General features: G+C 61.8%; 13 protein-coding genes. 9 read left to right on the forward strand and 4 right to left on the reverse strand.

All coding sequences use genetic code 11. The features are described 5' to 3' along the window. Window positions 1-53 precede the first annotated feature (53 nt). Entirely contained in the window at window positions 54-752 is a 699-nt protein-coding gene (locus tag PCLY_RS14170) for a pirin family protein (RefSeq protein WP_061240298.1), read from the reverse strand. A 176-nt stretch (window positions 753-928) separates the two neighbouring features. On the opposite strand from PCLY_RS14170, the gene yegS reads away from it, so the two are divergent. The 3 genes from yegS to PCLY_RS14185 all read left to right on the forward strand — a co-directional run bounded on the left by yegS (window position 929) and on the right by PCLY_RS14185 (window position 3,828). Then, the gene (gene yegS, locus PCLY_RS14175) at window positions 929-1,846 is read left to right on the forward strand and encodes a lipid kinase YegS (RefSeq protein WP_061240299.1); all 918 of its coding nucleotides are present in this window, start codon (window positions 929-931) and stop codon (window positions 1,844-1,846) included. Between the two features lie 91 nt (window positions 1,847-1,937). Continuing rightward, window positions 1,938-2,870: a chemotaxis protein CheV gene (locus PCLY_RS14180; RefSeq protein ID WP_013714761.1), complete on the forward strand. Its 933-nt coding sequence runs from the start codon at window positions 1,938-1,940 to the stop codon at window positions 2,868-2,870. 151 nt (window positions 2,871-3,021) lie between these two features. After that, complete coding sequence (locus tag PCLY_RS14185; protein WP_061240300.1) at window positions 3,022-3,828, forward strand: MOSC domain-containing protein; 807 nt, start codon at window positions 3,022-3,024, stop codon at window positions 3,826-3,828. A gap of 103 nt (window positions 3,829-3,931) precedes the next feature. Here PCLY_RS14185 and PCLY_RS14190 read toward each other — a convergent pair whose 3' ends face one another. After that, on the reverse strand, window positions 3,932-5,860 hold the full coding sequence (locus tag PCLY_RS14190; protein WP_061240301.1) for a transglycosylase SLT domain-containing protein: 1,929 nt from the start codon (window positions 5,858-5,860) through the stop codon (window positions 3,932-3,934). 237 nt (window positions 5,861-6,097) lie between these two features. On the opposite strand from PCLY_RS14190, the gene PCLY_RS14195 reads away from it, so the two are divergent. Then, window positions 6,098-8,023, forward strand: a complete 1,926-nt coding sequence (locus PCLY_RS14195) for an ATP-binding cassette domain-containing protein (protein ID WP_061240406.1) — start codon at window positions 6,098-6,100, stop codon at window positions 8,021-8,023. Window positions 8,024-8,041: 18 nt separating this feature from the next. Then, a complete protein-coding gene (locus tag PCLY_RS14200) occupies window positions 8,042-8,728 on the forward strand; it encodes a DUF6901 family protein (protein WP_061240302.1) in 687 nt (228 codons plus the stop codon). Between the two features lie 81 nt (window positions 8,729-8,809). On the opposite strand, the gene PCLY_RS14205 is transcribed toward PCLY_RS14200, so the two are convergent. Together PCLY_RS14205 and PCLY_RS14210 are read right to left on the reverse strand one after the other, a co-directional pair. Beyond that, entirely contained in the window at window positions 8,810-9,259 is a 450-nt protein-coding gene (locus PCLY_RS14205; RefSeq protein ID WP_061240303.1) for a universal stress protein, read from the reverse strand. A 146-nt stretch (window positions 9,260-9,405) separates the two neighbouring features. Further along, window positions 9,406-10,227, reverse strand: a complete 822-nt coding sequence (locus tag PCLY_RS14210; RefSeq protein WP_061240304.1) for a hypothetical protein — start codon at window positions 10,225-10,227, stop codon at window positions 9,406-9,408. A 467-nt stretch (window positions 10,228-10,694) separates the two neighbouring features. On the opposite strand from PCLY_RS14210, the gene fadB reads away from it, so the two are divergent. The 4 genes from fadB (at window position 10,695) to topA (ending at window position 17,221) form a co-directional block, all read left to right on the forward strand. Beyond that, window positions 10,695-12,842 (forward strand): fatty acid oxidation complex subunit alpha FadB, encoded by a 2,148-nt coding sequence (gene fadB / locus PCLY_RS14215; RefSeq protein WP_061240305.1) that lies wholly within the window; start codon window positions 10,695-10,697, stop codon window positions 12,840-12,842. 30 nt (window positions 12,843-12,872) lie between these two features. After that, window positions 12,873-14,048: an acetyl-CoA C-acyltransferase FadA gene (gene fadA / locus PCLY_RS14220; protein WP_061240306.1), complete on the forward strand. Its 1,176-nt coding sequence runs from the start codon at window positions 12,873-12,875 to the stop codon at window positions 14,046-14,048. Window positions 14,049-14,121: 73 nt separating this feature from the next. Beyond that, window positions 14,122-14,358 carry a DUF1653 domain-containing protein gene (locus tag PCLY_RS14225; RefSeq protein ID WP_061240307.1) on the forward strand — a complete coding sequence of 79 codons (237 nt, stop codon included), beginning with the start codon at window positions 14,122-14,124 and terminating at the stop codon, window positions 14,356-14,358. Between the two features lie 253 nt (window positions 14,359-14,611). After that, on the forward strand, window positions 14,612-17,221 hold the full coding sequence (gene topA, locus PCLY_RS14230) for a type I DNA topoisomerase (RefSeq protein ID WP_061240308.1): 2,610 nt from the start codon (window positions 14,612-14,614) through the stop codon (window positions 17,219-17,221). Window positions 17,222-17,231: the final 10 nt, after the last annotated feature.

Raw genomic sequence — 17,231 nt, forward strand, 5'->3', positions numbered from 1 at the left:
TACTTTCCACAGAAACCAGTCGCCCTCCGAAATGGAGGGCGATGGTTTGTGCATCAGGCGGCATCCACCAGCACGATCTCGCTATCTTCCTGTGCTTCGACGCGGATCACCTCGACATCCGCAACAGCCACGCCGTCACGTGCCTTGGCAGCCACGCCGTTGACGCTGAAGGTACCGGTAGCACCGACCAGATAGGCCTTGCGCCCCGGTTGCAGTGCGTATTCGGCACTTTCTCCGGCCCTGATCGTGGCGGCCACCAGGCGCGCATCGGTGCGGATACGCAGGGCGTCGACATCTTCCTCGTATCCGCTGGCCAACGTGACGAAGGCTCCCGAGCGGTCGCCTTTGGGGAACGGCTTGGCGCCCCAGGAGGGCGGCAGCCCGGCTTGGTTCGGCTGAATCCAGATCTGGAAGATCTTGGTGGTTTCATCCTCCAGGTTGTACTCGCTGTGGGCGATACCAGTACCGGCGCTCATCACCTGTACGTCGCCGGCCTCGGTACGGCCCTTGTTGCCGAGGTTGTCCTCATGGCTGATGGCACCTTCGCGAACGTAGGTGATGATCTCCATGTCGCGGTGCGGGTGCGGCGGGAAGCCTGAATGCGGCGCGATCTCGTCGTCGTTCCAGACGCGCAGGCGGCCCCAGTTCATCCGCTCGGGGTCATGGTATTCGGCGAAGGAAAAGTGGTGGCGGGCGTTGAGCCAGCCGTGGTGAGCACCACCGAGTTGTTCGAACGGACGTACATCGATCATGGTCAATTCTCCAGTCGTGCGCGAGGTCAGTCCCGCGCAGCGTCGATGGCGGTATCATCTGTTTCGATGAGTAGATTTAAAAGCGCAATATATGCAGCATTAACATCTATTAATTTGATTAAAATTCGCGAGAGCCAGGTATTAGGCTTTCGCAGATTCCTTCAAGGAGGAGCGCAATGCGCGAACGCAAAGCCTGGTTGATCCTGCATGGCAAGCAGGCGCTGAACGAAGAGGTGAGGGCTGCGGTCGAGGGCCTGCGTGAGCGCGGCTGGGATCTGGCCGTGCGCCTGACTTGGGAAGGCGGCGACGCCGAGCGTCTGGTCGCGGAGGGGCTGGCGGCCGGTTACCCGACGCTGATCTCCGGCGGCGGCGATGGCACCCTGCGTGATGTGGTCGAGGCCTTGGTCAAGGCGCAGAGCGATGCCAGTCTGGTGCTGCTGCCATTGGGCACTGCCAATGACTTTGCTCATGCCGCCGGCATTCCGCTAACACCTGCTGCCGCATTGGCGCTGCTGGAGGTCGAACCCGTGGCCGTGGACGTGGGCATGGCCGGTGAACGTGCCTTCCTCAATATGGCCACGGGCGGTTTTGGCTCCAACGTAACCGCCAACACCCCGGAAGAGCTTAAGAGAGTCCTCGGTGGCGCCGCCTATCTGCTCACCGGGCTCAGTCGCTTCTCCGAAGTGCGCGCGGCGACCGGTCGTTTTCACGGGCCGGACTTCGAGTGGCAGGGAGAGTTTCTGGCCTTGGGCATCGGTAACGGTCGCCAGGCTGGAGGCGGGCATCTACTCTGCCCGAATGCGACCATCAATGATGGATTGCTGGATGTCAGCATCGTGCCCGCAGCGCAAGATGTGGTGAGCACCCTGGGCACGCTGCTCTCGGGCGGTATGCATGGATTGCAGAGCGTCGCGATCAATGCACGACTGCCCTGGCTGGAGGTGGAAGCGCAGGAAGGGCTGGACCTGAACCTCGACGGTGAGCCGATGGAAAGCAAAGGCTTGCGTTTCAGCGCACAACCTGGCGCTTTACGTCTGCATCTGCCTGGGCATTCGCCGCTGCTCGCTGGTCAGGCGTCTGGGGCTGAGGCATGATGGCTGCGAGCCAGCAAGGCTTCAGTCTGCCGGCAGTCCGCCGATATCCCAATGGCAGACTAGACTCAACTTATATACCTCGGAGCGCATGATGGCTGGCATCCTCGATTCAGTAGATCAACGCACGCAACTGGTCGGCGAGAACCGCCTGGAAATTCTCATGTTCCGCCTGGCCGGTCGGCAGTTGTTCGCCATCAACGTGTTCAAGGTGCAGGAAGTCCTGCAGATGCCCAAGCTGACGCTGATGCCACAGCGTCATCGCTTCGTCTGTGGCGTGGTCAACCTGCGTGGCCAGACCCTGCCGGTGATCGATCTGTCCCAGGCCATCGGCATGCGCCCACTGGTGCCGGATGAGCGCAGTACCATCATCGTCACCGAGTACAACCGCTCCGTGCAGGCGTTTCTGGTTGGTAGCGTCGATCGCATCCTCAACCTCAACTGGGAGTCGATCCAGCCGCCGCCCGGTGGCGCCGGTCGTCAGCACTACCTGACCGCGATCACCAAGGTCGACGAGCAGATCGTCGAGGTCATCGACGTGGAAAAGGTGCTGGCCGAGATCGTGCCGATGAGTACCAAGGTTTCCGAAGAAAAGCTCGCCGACCCGCTGCTGGAAAAGGCGCGCGGTCGCGAAGTGTTGCTGGTGGACGATTCCAGCGTAGCGCTGAGCCAACTGCGCGATACCCTCACGCAGCTGGGTATGCGTCTGCACATGGCGGGCGACGGCCTGAAGGCCCTGAATCTACTGAAGAAGTGGGCTGACACCGGCGAAGTGATGACCGACAAACTGCTGATGATCTTCACCGATGCCGAGATGCCGGAAATGGACGGCTATCGCCTGACCAGCGAAATTCGCAACGATCCGCGTCTCAAGGACCTCTACGTCGTGCTGCACACCTCGCTGTCCGGCAGCTTCAACGAGGCCATGGTGAAGAAGGTCGGTTGTGACAACTTCCTCTCCAAGTTCCAGCCGGACAAGCTCGTCGACGTGGTTCGTCAACGTCTCGAGCTGGACGAACCCCGCTAGCGTTGGCGCAGTGCGGGGAGACCCGCCGAGCGCTGATGGCTGGTCGTGCCATAACCCAGCTTCGCTGACCTGCAAATTTTCCCGAGTCCTGCTGCTTGTGAGCAGCGCCGTCAGCTCGTATAACGGCGTTTTGCCAACAGGAGTCTGACCCATGCTGAGTCTTTCGGGGCTGTACCGTTATCCGCTCAAGTCCGGTCGCGGCGAAGTGTTGCAGCGTAGCGCGGTCGACGGCCTCGGTGTGCAGGGTGATCGGCGCTGGATGCTGGTCGACGCCGACAATGGCCGCTTTATCACCCAACGCCTGCTACCGCAGATGAGCCAGCTAAGCGCCCTTTACGATGCGCGCGGCGGCCTGACCCTGAGTGCGCCTGGGCGTGACGATCTGTCCGTGGCGCTGCCTGATCCCGAACAGGACCTGCGCGGCGTCATCGTCTGGCGTGACAGCCTGCGCGTGCCGGATGCTGGCGATGAAGCGGCGGCCTGGCTCAGCGATTTGCTCGGCAAGCCCTGCCGTCTGGTGCAAGTGCCGGAGGGACGTACGCGCCAGGTCGATACCGCCTATGCGCAGCCGGGTGATTGCGTGGCCTTTGCCGATGGTTTTCCGCTGCTGCTGATTGGCCAGGCGTCGCTGGACGATCTTTCCCTGCGCGTCGGGCAGCCACTTTCCATGCTGCGTTTCCGCCCCAATCTGGTCGTCACCGGCAGCGAGGCCTATGCCGAAGACAGCTGGAAGCGCATCCGCATCGGTGAGGTGGAGTTCGAGGTGGCCAAGGGGTGTTCGCGCTGCATTCTCACCACCATCGACCCGCAGACGGGCGAGCGCAATGCCCAGCGCGAGCCATTGGCCACGCTCAAGACCTACCGCGAGCGTGATGGCGACGTGTACTTCGGTCAGAACCTGTTGCCACGCGGCATCGGTGAGCTGCAGGTCGGGATGACGGTCGAAGTGCTGGAGTAGCAAGAACCGAACGCCATGCGCCACTGAAATGACGCGCCCTGGAGCCTCGCTGCAGGAAATGACAAGCCCCGATCTGACCCTGGTCCGATCGGGGCTTTTTCCTTTACTGATCGTCGAAGAAACGCTCGTTCCACGCTACCAGTGGGTGCGGCGCGTTGAGTTTCTGGCCGTAGATCACCGAGTAGGACAATACGTTCTGCACGTACTGGCGGGTTTCGTCGAACGGGATGTTCTCCACCCAGACGTCATAACTGAGGTGATTGGCGCCGCGCAGCCACTGGCGCACTCGGCCAGGGCCGGCATTGTAGGCCGCCGAGGCGAGCACGCGGTTGCCATTGAACTGGCCGTACACCTGGCTCAGGTAAGCCGCGCCCAGCTGGATGTTGGTGTCCGGGTTGAGCGCCTGCTGTGGCGATGCCAGGGGGATACCGAACTTGCGTGCGGTGTCCCTGGCGGTGCCGGGCATCAGTTGCATCAGGCCCATGGCGCCTGCGTGGGAGCGGGCGTCGGCCATGAAGGCGCTTTCCTGGCGGGTGATGGCGAATACCCAGCTCGAGTGCAGGTCACGGCGCTTGGCCTCGCGCACCAGTTCGCTGCGGTGGGCCATGGGGAAGCGCACTTCCAGGTCGTCCCAGTACTTGGCCTGGCTGATGGTGCGGATGGCCGGGAAGTACCACTCCATTTCGTAGGCGAGGCGCGCCTGGGCCACCAGCTCGTCACGGCTGAACAGGCGACTGACGTGATACCACTCGCGGCGACCGTCGACGATCTGACCGCGTTCATGGAATTCCATGGCGCGCTTGACGCCAGCGGTGTTGCGCACTTTCTGCACCACCTTCGGGTCGAGTGCCAACGGCTGGTTGTTCAGGGCGTAAGGTGCCTTGACCTGATCTGCCGCCATGAAGCCATAGAAGTCACGCTCCTTGGCCAGTGCCTGGAACAGCACCGCAGGTTGCTGGCTGTTGGGCTGCGCCAGTTGCAGGCTGCGCGCATTCCAGTAGCGCCAGCGGTTGCTGCTGGCCAGGTCGGATGGCATGCGTTGGGTCAGCTGATACGCCTCTTCCCAGCGGCCGTGGCGCAGCAACAGGCGCGCACGCCATTCGCTGACGGTGTTGTCGCGCAGCTGTGGGTCGTACTTGCTCATCACCTGCAGGCCGCGCAGGTCGAAGCGTTGCGCCAGGCGCAGTCCGATCTGGCGGGCGATGGCGACCTGTTCGTCCGAGGAAAACTTCATGCGCTGGGCATAGCCCTCGAGCAGGTCCAGGGCATCTTCAGGATTTTGCCGGGCCAGGCGGCGCAGGCCGAGGCCGACCACGTCGCTCATGGCCTCATCTGCTGGGGCGAAGCGTGCGGTGTTCTTCAACAGTTGCGGCTTCTGCGCCACTTCGACCATCAGCTTGCCGCGCTCGCCGAGTGTCGGCATGCCTTTGATCAGGAAGTTGGCCAGGCCGTAGTTGCCGCTTTCCACCGCCAGCTTGGTGCGCTGCCAGCGTCGCTGCTCGGTGAGCTGGCCATTGGCAGCCCAGCGTTCGAACAGCGGATCGCAAGCGTTGGGCTGCGACTTGCCCACCAGCCAGAGTTTCTCGGCGGTGGCGTTGCCTTCAGCGGTCAGGCCGTGGCTCATCTGGTACTGGCCGTACAGGCAGTCCAGCTCGGTGAAGTTGAGCGCCGGGTCGTAATGATCGAGGAAGGGCTTCCAGTCGCCACGTTCGGCCAGCCAGCGCAACCAGCGCAGTTTCATCCAGTTGGCCTGGGGCAGGTCGCCGTGCTCGGCGAGGAATTTCTCGATCTCGGCATTGCTTGCCGACTTGAGGCGACTGGTCAGCTCGTCATAGGTGAGGTAGGGCGTCAGCGGGTAATCGCGCAGGGCGCTGGCGTACTGGCGATAGGGGCCGCTGTCGCCCTTGGCCAGGGCGCGCTTGGCTTCATCGTAGTACTGGCGCTGCTGGGTGAGGCTGGCGGCTTCGACACTGGCGACACCAGTGGCGGTGAGAATCAGACAGGAAACTACAGAGAAAAAGCGACTGCGCATGGCATTTCCAGGGGGAAGCAGAGGTATGGGGCAACACGGTCCGTGTCGTTGCATACCCCTAGCTTAGCGTTTCATGGGGGCGCGGTGAATGCCGCCGGGCCGGATGGACACATACAGCAAAAATGCGCGGAGCCGGCGCCGACGGATGCGCGGGAATTGCGTCTTGCATCTTGGTGGAAACGGCAACGGCCGGCGGGCAACTCGGGTAGAATGCGCCGCCTGTTTCTGGAGATGCCCATGACCCTGCTCAAGTTTGCCGACGTATCCCTCGCCTATGGCGCCATGCCCCTGCTCGACGGGGTGTCCTGGCAGATCGCGCGAGGTGAGCGGGTGTGCATCATCGGCCGCAACGGCACCGGCAAATCGAGCATGCTGCGCCTGGTCAAGGGCGACCAGATGCCCGATGACGGCGAGATCTGGCGTGCGCCTGGGCTGAAGATCGGCGAGTTGCCACAGGAGTTGCCGCGAGCCGACGAGCGTACGGTGTTCGATGTGGTCGCCGAAGGCCTGGCCGGCGTTGGTGAGTTGCTGGCGCGCTATCACCACCTGGCGCAGAACATCCAGGGTGATGACGACCTCGAGCAACTGATGCACGTGCAGCAGGAGTTGGAAGCCAAAGATGGCTGGCGTCTGCAGCAACTGGTCGACAGCACCCTGAGCCGCCTGCAGCTGCCGGCGGACAAGACCCTGGCCGAGCTTTCCGGTGGCTGGCGCCGTCGCGTGCTGCTGGCCCAGGCGCTGGTCTCCGAACCCGATCTGCTGCTGCTCGACGAGCCGACCAACCACCTGGACATTGGCGCCATCGCCTGGCTGGAAGAGGCGCTCAAGGATTTTGGCGGCGCCGTGCTGTTCATCACCCACGACCGTTCCTTCCTGCAGAACCTGGCCACGCGCATTCTCGAGTTGGATCGTGGCGGCCTGATCGACTGGAACGGTGATTACGCCAGCTTCCTGGTACACAAGGAGCAGCAGCTCGCCGCCGAAGAAACCGCCAACGCGCTGTTCGACAAGCGTCTGGCCCAGGAGGAAGTGTGGATTCGCCAGGGCATCAAGGCCCGTCGTACCCGTAACGAGGGGCGCGTGCGTGCGCTCAAAGCGATGCGCGCGGAGCGTAGTGAGCGACGTGAGCGCCAGGGCAAGGCGAATATCCAGCTCGATACGGCGGACAAGTCCGGCAAGCAGGTGATGGTGGCTGAGAATGTCAGCTTCGCGCACAGCGGTGGCCCGTTCCTGGTCAAGGATTTTTCCATGGTCCTGCAGCGCGGTGACCGTATCGGTCTGCTCGGCGCCAACGGCACCGGCAAGACCACGCTACTCAAGCTGCTGCTCAGTGACCTGCAGCCGAGCAGCGGCAAGATCGAGGTGGGTACCAAACTGGAAGTGGCGTATTTCGACCAATTGCGTCACCAGCTCGAACCGGAAAAGACGGTGATCGACAACGTAGCCGAAGGTCGTGACTTCATCACCATCGATGGCCAGAGCCGCCATGTACTGAGCTATCTGGGCGACTTCCTGTTCAGCCCACAACGCGCCCGTACCCCGGTGAAGGCGCTCTCAGGGGGTGAACGGGCACGACTATTGCTCGCCAAGTTGTTCAGCAAACCGGCCAACCTGCTGGTGCTCGATGAACCGACCAACGACCTGGACGTGGAAACCCTGGAACTGCTCGAAGAAGTCCTGCTCAATTTCCCTGGCACCGTGCTGATGGTCAGCCACGACCGTGCCTTCCTCGATAACGTCGTGACCAGCACCCTGGTATTCGAGGGTGAGGGCAAGGTGCGCGAATACGTCGGTGGTTACCAGGACTGGCTGCGCCAGGGTGGTTCGCCGCGCCTGCTTGGTGTGGGTGAAAGCAAGTCGGGCAAGGCCGAGCTGGCCACGGCCATCGTCGAAACACCGACTCCCGCCGCCACGGCGCCGGTGCAGGAGAGCGCCGAGCCGGCGAAGAAGAAACTCAGTTACAAGCTACAGCGCGAGCTGGAGGCGATTCCGGGGCAGATCGATGCTCTGGAGCAGGAAATGGCGGCTGTGCAGGAGCAGGTCTCTGATCCTGCCTTCTATCAACAGCCGGTGCAGATCACCACCGAAGTATTGGCGCGTCTCGACGACCTGCAGAAGGAAATGGACAGGTTGCTCGAGCGCTGGGCAGAACTGGAAGGCTGACGAAGGAACGAACGGGCAATGGCCATCGAGTACCGCATTACTCTCGACGACAATCATCAGTTCAGCTATCGGATCGAACTGAACCGCGAATATGACCCCGTAGAGGCGCAGCAGGCGCCGGCCTGGACCCGGCTCGGGCATCAGCAATGCAGCAATTGTCCGCTCAGTCGTGAGCAGTTCAGCCATTGTCCGGCGGCAGTCGACCTGCATCGGGTGATCGAAGACTTTCATGGCCTGCCAGCATTCAAGAAAGCCAGTGTCTGGGTGCGCACGCCCGAGCGCGAATACACCAAGCATGTCGGTCTGGAAGAAGGCCTGCGTGCGCTGCTTGGGGTGATCATGGCCACCAGTGCCTGTCCGGTGCTGGCGCGTCTGAAACCCATGGCGCAGAACCATCTGCCTTTTGCCAGCAACCAGGAGTTCATCCTGCGCGCGGTATCGCTGTACCTGGCGCGGCAGTACTTCAACATGCGTGAGGGGCGTCTGGCCGATTGGGAGTTGAAGGGGCTGGTGCGCCTGTTCCAGCAGTTGAAGCTGGTCAATCAGGCCTTCTGGCAGCGCATCCATGACACCTGCGAGGGCGACTCCAACCTCAAGGCCTTCCTCACCTTCTTTTCGATGTCGTCGAGCATGACGGTCTCGCTGGAGACCCAGCTGCAGAAGATCCGCCCGCTGGTCATGAGCGCGGGCGAGTCGTTCGAATAGGGCCGAAGGCCGCTGAAGCGCCTCCCGCGGACAGAGCCAACGTGGCTACTGTGCGGGAGGGGCTTTAGCCGCGCCGCTATCTCAAGCGCTTTTATCCGCCTTTTTCAGGCGCACGGCGAGCACATCGCAGGGCGCGCCGTGCAGCACGTCATTGGCGGTGGAGCCCAGCAGCAGCGCCAGACCGTGGCGGCCATGGCTGCCGACCACGATCAGGTCGCAACCTTGCTCTTCGGCGAGGCGGTGGATTTCCTGGCGGGGTTGGCCATAAGCCAGGTGGCGTTGGTCTGCGGTCAGCTCCGGGTATTTGCCGGTGAAGCTGTCCAGGCGCTCGCGGGCCTGTTCGAACTGCTGCTGTTGCAGCATCGACAGATCCATCGGCACGTCACCGCCAAAGGCCATGGCCATCGGTTCGACGATATGCACCAGGGACATCTTGGCACCGCTGGCCTGAGCCAGCTTCTGCGCGCGTACCACTACGGGGTCGCATTCCTCGGTCAGGTCGACAGCGACCAGAATGTGCTGGTAGGGCATGGTGAACTCCTCCTCAAGGGGGCAAATGGCTCTGTACCAAGTATGGCCCCATTGTGCGGGATAGGGCGACTGGTCATGAATGGGCAAAGAAAAGCCCGGTGCAAGCACCGGGCGAGGGTTGGCCAGGCAGGCCGGAATCTGATGCATCAATGCTGGCTTGCCGCGTACTGGGCGGCAACGCCCTCCAGACCGTCGATGATGCTGTCGGAATACTTGCTGATCAGGAAGGGTACGGTGTTCTCGTTGTAGTTGCGCAGGGATTTCTCGATGTAACGCCACTTGGTGCCGATGGCGTTGAGGGCCGCGCGGATCTCCGGGGTGTTCTGCTCGGCGTTGCTGAGGTTGTCCAGCTTGCTGGCAAACTCGCCAGCCAGTTCGTCGATGGCGCGCTCCTCGCCGCCACCAAAGAAGCTGGCGCCGACCGAGGCGCTGCGTGAAGCATAGTCCAGCGCGATGCTCTGCATCAGCAGGCTTTGCTCACGGCTCTTCTGGGTCAGCGGCGGTACGCTGAAGCCGCTTTCTTGCTGAATTGTCTGATACAGCTGCTGACTGACGGCCATGATGCGCTGGTTGTTTTCGGCCAGGTCGGCTACCGGCTGCAGGTCGGTATAGCCCTGGCTGCGCATGGCCTCCATCAGTGTCTGAAGCCCGTTTCGGTAGCTCTGCCAGTTGCTCAGTAGCTGCGCTCGCAGGGCTTTGCTCGCATCGCCGGGCATTTCGCCGAGACCGTCCAGGTAGGCTTGGCCCTCCTGCAGTGATTCGCCAATCATCCGGGCGTAGCGCTGATCGCCTTCCATACCGTTGTACATGTAGAAGTCGCCCAGGCTCTTTTGTGTGGCCAGACTCAACTGGTGCAGGCGCAGCAGGTCGTCGGCCGGCGCGGCGTGGAGCAGGGTAGGGGGCAGGAATGTGAAGAAGAAAACGAGCAGGGCGCTCAGGGGAAATGCAAGCGAACGGCGGCTCGACATTGGCGACTCCGTGTGGCCCGTCGTGGGGCTCGATTTGTTTTTGTATTGCCTTCAGGTGGCGCTATGCCAGCTGAAAGTGAGACGACTGTACCCGGAGCCTTGCAGTTTGGCTAGGTACCCGGTGGTGTCTGCAACCGGCATGAAAACGCCCGCAATGGCTCGACATTGACGCTATTTATCGGAATCGGCTGAAGGCCGCGAATGACCAGGCTTGCAGAATTCGTCGAGAAATCGACGAAAACAGCCCAATTGACAAGCGCTAGCTTTTCCCTGAAGGTGTGCACACCCAAATCAAACGGGCGTATGAATTGAGCGTTTGCCTGGTCAGGCGCGCCACTACAGCCCGAATATCGCGTCGGTGGGTATGTCGTACCGATTGGAGCTATGCTCGACGGCTGTGCCGTGAGCTGGCCTGCCGGTTGGCTCCGATGTGTACTGTTCAGCTTCCATACCGTGGAGATCAGTTGATGATTTACGAAGGTAAAGCCATCACGGTTAAGGCTCTTGAGAGCGGCATCGTCGAATTGAATTTCGACCTCAAGGGTGAGTCCGTCAACAAATTCAACCGTCTTACCTTGGCCGAACTGCGCGCCAGCGTGGACGCAATCAAGGCTGACGGTTCGATCAAGGGCGTGATTGTCACCAGTGGCAAGGACGTGTTCATCGTCGGTGCCGATATCACCGAGTTCGTGGACAACTTCAAACTGCCCGATGCAGAGCTGGTGGCTGGCAACCTGGAAGCCAACAAGATCTTCAGTGATTTCGAAGACCTCGCCGTACCGACCGTCGTCGCCATCAACGGCATTGCCCTGGGTGGCGGTTTCGAGATGTGCCTGGCCGGCGACTACCGCGTCATGAGCGAGACCGCCAAGATCGGTCTGCCGGAAGTCAAGCTGGGCATCTACCCGGGCTTCGGCGGTACCGTGCGCTTGCCGCGTGTGATCGGTACCGACAACGCGGTCGAGTGGATCGCCTCCGGCAAGGAAAACCGCGCCGAAGACGCGCTGAAAGTCGGCGCCGTCGATGCTGTGGTCGCGCCCGCCAAGCTCAAGGACGCTGCGCTGGACCTGGTCAAGCGCGCTATCTCCGGCGAGCTGGACTACAAGGCCAAGCGTCAGCCCAAGCTGGAAAAGCTCAAGCTCAACGCCATCGAGCAGATGATGTGCTTCGAGACCGCCAAGGGCTTCGTCGCAGGCCAGGCCGGCCCGAACTACCCGGCGCCGGTCGAGGCGATCAAGAGCATTCAGAAAGCGGCCAACTTCGGCCGTGACAAGGCCCTGGAAGTCGAAGCCGCCGGCTTCGTCAAACTGGCCAAGACCTCGGTTGCCGAGAGCCTGATCGGTCTGTTCCTCAACGATCAGGAACTGAAGAAGAAGGCCAAGCACCACGACGAAATCGCCCGCGACGTGAAACTGGCTGCCGTGCTCGGCGCCGGCATCATGGGCGGCGGTATCGCCTACCAGTCGGCCTCCAAGGGCACCCCGATCCTGATGAAGGATATCCGTGAAGAGGGTATCCAGATGGGCCTGAACGAGGCGTCCAAGCTGCTCGGCAAGCGCGTCGAGAAGGGCCGTATGACCCCGGCGAAGATGGCCGAGGCGCTCAACGCCATTCGTCCGACCATGTCCTACGGTGATTTCGGCAACGTCGACATCGTCGTCGAAGCCGTGGTCGAGAACCCCAAGGTCAAGCAGATCGTGCTGGCCGAAGTGGAAGCCGTGGTGCGTGAAGACGCCATTCTGGCCTCCAATACCTCGACCATCTCCATCAGCCTGCTGGCCCAGGCGCTCAAGCGTCCGGAAAACTTCGTCGGCATGCACTTCTTCAACCCGGTGCACATGATGCCGCTGGTCGAAGTCATCCGTGGCGAGAAGTCCAGCGAAGTGGCCGTGGCCACCACCGTTGCCTACGCCAAGAAAATGGGCAAGAACCCGATCGTGGTCAACGACTGCCCGGGCTTTCTGGTCAACCGCGTGCTGTTCCCGTACTTCGGCGGCTTCTCCAAGCTGCTGGGCTTCGGTGTCGACTTCGTGCGCATCGACAAGGTGATGGAGAAGTTCGGTTGGCCCATGGGCCCGGCTTATCTGTCCGACGTGGTCGGCATCGACACTGGCCACCACGGCCGTGACGTGATGGCTGAAGGTTTCCCGGATCGTATGGCTGTCGAGGGCAAGACCGCCGTCGACGTGATGTACGAAGCCGACCGCCTAGGCCAGAAGAATGGCAAGGGCTTCTACGCCTACGAGACCGACAAGCGCGGCAAGCCGAAGAAGGTCTCCGACCCGGCTGCCTACGAGCTGCTCAAGTCCATCGTGGTCGAAGAGCGTGAAGTCACCGACGAGGACATCATCAACTTCATGATGATCCCGCTGTGCATGGAAACCGTTCGTTGCCTGGAAGACGGCATCGTCGATACCGCAGCCGAGGCCGACATGGGCCTGATCTACGGTATTGGCTTCCCTCCCTTCCGTGGCGGTGCGCTGCGTTACATCGATTCGATCGGTGTCGCTGAATTCGTCGCCCTGGCAGACAAATATGCCGAGCTGGGCGCCCTGTACCACCCGACCGCAAAACTTCGCGAAATGGCCGCCAAGGGCCAGAAGTTCTTCGGTTAACCGTGCAGCGAACAGAGCGAGAGTAGAAATATGAGCCTGAATCCTAGAGATGCAGTGATCGTCGACTTCGGTCGTACCCCGATGGGTCGTTCCAAGGGCGGCATGCACCGTAATACCCGCGCCGAGACCATGTCCGCGCACCTGATCAGCAAGCTGCTGGAGCGTAACGCCAAGGTCGATCCGGCCGAGGTCGAGGACGTGATCTGGGGCTGCGTCAACCAGACCCTGGAGCAGGGCTGGAACATCGCGCGCATGGCGTCGCTGATGACCCAGATTCCGCACACCAGTGCCGGCCAGACCGTCAGCCGTCTGTGCGGTTCGTCCATGAGCGCGCTGCACACTGCCGTGCAGGCGATCCAGACCGGCAACGGCGACGTGTTCGTTGTCGGCGGTGTGGAGCACATGGGCCACGTCGGCATGATGCATGGCGTCGACCCGAACCCGCACCTGTCGCTGTACGCCGCCAAGGCGTCCGGCATGATGGGCCTGACCGCTGAAATGCTCGGCAAGATGCATGGCATCAGCCGCGAGGCGCAGGACGACTTTGGCGAGCGTTCGCACCGTCTGGCGCACAAGGCCACCGTCGAAGGCAAGTTCAAGGATGAAATCATCCCGATGCAAGGCTACGACGAGAACGGTTTCCTCAAGATGTACGATTTCGACGAAACCATTCGTCCGGAAACTACCCTCGAGAGCCTGGCTGCGCTGAAACCTGCCTTCAACCCGAAAGGTGGCACCGTGACTGCCGGTACGTCCTCGCAGATCACTGACGGTGCTTCCTGCATGATCGTCATGAGCGCCCAGCGTGCTCAGGACCTGGGCATCCAGCCGATGGCCGTGGTTCGCGCCATGGCCGTTGCCGGTGTCGACCCGGCGATCATGGGATACGGCCCGGTACCGTCCACTCAGAAAGCGCTCAAGCGTGCCGGTCTGAGCATGGCTGACATCGATTTCGTCGAGCTCAACGAAGCCTTCGCGGCCCAGGCCCTGCCGGTGCTGAAGGATCTGAAGCTGCTCGACAAGATGGAAGAGAAGGTGAATCTGCACGGCGGCGCTATCGCCTTGGGGCACCCCTTCGGTTGTTCCGGGGCCCGTATCTCCGGTACCCTGCTCAACGTCATGAAACAGAACGGCGGCACCCTGGGTGTCTCCACCATGTGCGTGGGCCTTGGCCAAGGCATCACCACCGTCTTCGAGCGCGTTTAAGCGCAAGGCGAGAGAAACCGGGGCCCAGTGCCCCGGTTTTGCTTTTTACGGCTTTTTATTTCGGGAACCGCTCATGCAGTTGCAGCCAGGACTCTATCGCCACTACAAAGGCCCGCAGTACCGTGTATTCGGTGTGGCGCGTCATTCCGAGAACGAGGAAGAAGTGGTGGTCTACCAGGCGCTGTACGGCGAGTTCGGCCTCTGGGCGCGGCCTCTCAGCATGTTCTGTGAAGAGGTCGAGGTGGACGGCAAGCGCGTTCCACGCTTTGCTTTGATTCAGGCTGAAGTCAGCCCTATCGGCGGTTCTTGAGTCTGACTGCGCAGTCCCTGCGCTTGACCTTCGCTTGGTCGCCACTATATATAGCGGGGCCTTAGAACCTGTTCACGATCTGTTGCGCGTCGGCGCTACTGCGTTAAAAACAAGCTCGGAATGCTCATTTACCACTCGTAAACTCCGCTTCCTCGCTTGTTTTTGCCTTGTATCACTCTAGCTCACGAGCTCGTGAGCAGGCTCATATGGCTCCCAGCCTTCTATATTTCGCAATTCAGGAATTTTCTGATCCATGGGCAAATCGCTGGTCATCGTGGAATCCCCGGCCAAGGCCAAGACCATCAACAAGTACCTGGGCAACCAGTACGTGGTGAAGTCGAGCATCGGCCACATCCGTGACCTGCCTACCAGCGGCTCGGCAAGCGCCACCAAGGAGCCTGCCAAGCGTGGCAAGGCTGCTGCTGGTGAGGCGCCTGCACTGTCGCCCAAGGAAAAGGCCAAACGTCAGCTGTTCGCCCGCATGGGCGTCGACCCCGAGCACGGCTGGAAAGCCAAGTACGAGATCCTGCCCGGCAAGGAAAAGGTCATCGACGAACTGCGTCGTCTGGCCAAGGATGCCGACACCATCTATCTCGCAACCGACTTGGATCGCGAGGGGGAAGCCATTGCCTGGCACCTGCGCGAGTCCATCGGCGGCGATGACACCCGCTACAAGCGCGTGGTGTTCAACGAGATCACCAAGAAGGCGATCCAGGAAGCCTTCTCCAAGCCGGGTGAGCTGGACATCAACCGTGTCAACGCCCAGCAGGCGCGCCGCTTCCTCGACCGCGTGGTGGGCTACATGGTCTCGCCGCTGCTGTGGGCCAAGATCGCGCGTGGCCTGTCTGCCGGTCGCGTGCAGTCGGTGGCGGTGAAACTGGTGGTGGCACGCGAGAAGGAAATCCGTGCCTTCGTCCCGGAAGAATACTGGGAAGTGCACGCCGATCTCGGTACCGCGAAGAACGCCAAGGTGCGCTTCGAGGTGGTGCGCGAAGACGGTTCAGCCTTCAAGCCGGTCAACGAGGCGCAGGCCATGGCCGCGCTGGAGAAGCTCAAGGCCTCCAGCTACAGCGTGGTCAAGCGCGAAGACCGTCCGACCAGCAGCAAGCCATCGGCGCCTTTCATCACCTCGACCCTGCAGCAGGCCGCGAGCAATCGCCTCGGCTTCGGCGTGAAGAAGACCATGATGATGGCTCAGCGTCTCTACGAGGCTGGCTACATCACCTATATGCGTACCGACTCGACCAACCTGTCGAACGATGCCGTGGAGATGGTGCGCGGCTTCATCGGCAGCGAGTACGGCGACAAGTACCTGCCAGGCAAACCGAATCAGTATTCGAGCAAGGAAGGCGCTCAGGAGGCGCACGAAGCGATTCGTCCTTCCGACGTCAACCTGCGCCCGACCCAGCTGTCCGGTATGGAGCGCGATGCCGAGCGCCTGTACGACCTGATCTGGCGCCAGTTCGTGGCCTGCCAGATGCCGCCGGCCGAATATCTGTCCACCAGCGTCACCGTGGCCGCTGGCAGTTTCGAGCTGCGCGCCAAGGGCCGCATCCTCAAATTCGACGGTTATACCCGTGTGCTGCCGCAGCAGAGCAAGCCGGGTGAGGACGACGTCCTGCCGGAAATGAAGGAAGGCGAAGGCCTCAAGCTGATCCAGCTCGACCCCAGCCAGCATTTCACCAAGCCGCCGGCGCGTTACTCCGAAGCCAGCCTGGTCAAAGAGCTGGAAAAACGCGGTATCGGCCGTCCGTCCACCTATGCGGCGATCATTTCCACCATTCAGGATCGTGGCTACGTGACGGTGCATAACCGCCGCTTCTATGCCGAGAAGATGGGCGATATCGTCACCGAGCGTCTCGACGAGAGCTTCGCCAACCTGATGGATTATGGTTTCACGGCTGGCATGGAAGAGCGTCTGGACGACGTGGCGCAGGGTGAGCGTGAGTGGAAGCATCTGCTCGACGAGTTCTACGGCGACTTCAAGAAGAAGCTCGAGGCGGCCGAAGCCGGCGAGGGCGGCATGCGTGCCAACCAGCCGACCCTGACCGATATTCCGTGCCGCGAGTGCGGCCGGCCGATGATGATTCGTACCGCTTCCACCGGCGTGTTCCTCGGCTGCTCCGGCTATGCGCTGCCGCCGAAGGAGCGCTGCAAGGCCACCATCAACCTGGTGCCGGGCGACGAGATCGCTGCAGACGACGAGGGCGAGTCCGAATCGCGGGTTCTGCTTGGCAAGCACCGTTGCCCGATCTGTTCCACGGCCATGGATGCCTACCTGCTGGATGAAACCCGCAAGCTGCACATCTGTGGCAACAACCCGGACTGCACGGGCTACGAGATCGAGCAGGGCCAGTACCGCATCAAGGGCTACGAAGGGCCGAGCCTGGAGTGCGACAAGTGCGGCAGCGAGATGCAGCTCAAGACCGGCCGTTTCGGCAAGTTCTTCGGCTGTACCAATGCCAGTTGCAAGAACACCCGCAAGTTGCTCAAGAACGGCGAAGCCGCGCCGCCGAAAATGGACAAGGTGGAGATGCCGGAGCTCAAGTGCGAGAAGGTGGACGACACCTACGTGCTGCGCGACGGCGCCTCGGGTCTGTTCCTCGCTGCCAGCCAGTTCCCGAAGAACCGTGAGACCCGTGCGCCGCTGGTGCTGGAAATTGTCCCGCACAAGCATGAGATCGACCCCAAGTACCACTTCCTCTGCGAGGCTCCGCAGAAGGATCCGGACGGTCGCCCTGCGGTGATTCGCTACAGCCGCAAGACCAAGGAGCAATACGTGCAGTCCGAGGTCGACGGCAAGCCGACCGGCTGGCGTGCGTTCTACGATGGTGGCAAGTGGAAGGTCGAGGACAAGCGCTAGCGCTGGCTCA

The organism is Ectopseudomonas composti, assembly GCF_001567565.1.
Classification (GTDB): Bacteria; Pseudomonadota; Gammaproteobacteria; order Pseudomonadales; family Pseudomonadaceae; genus Aquipseudomonas; species Aquipseudomonas composti_A.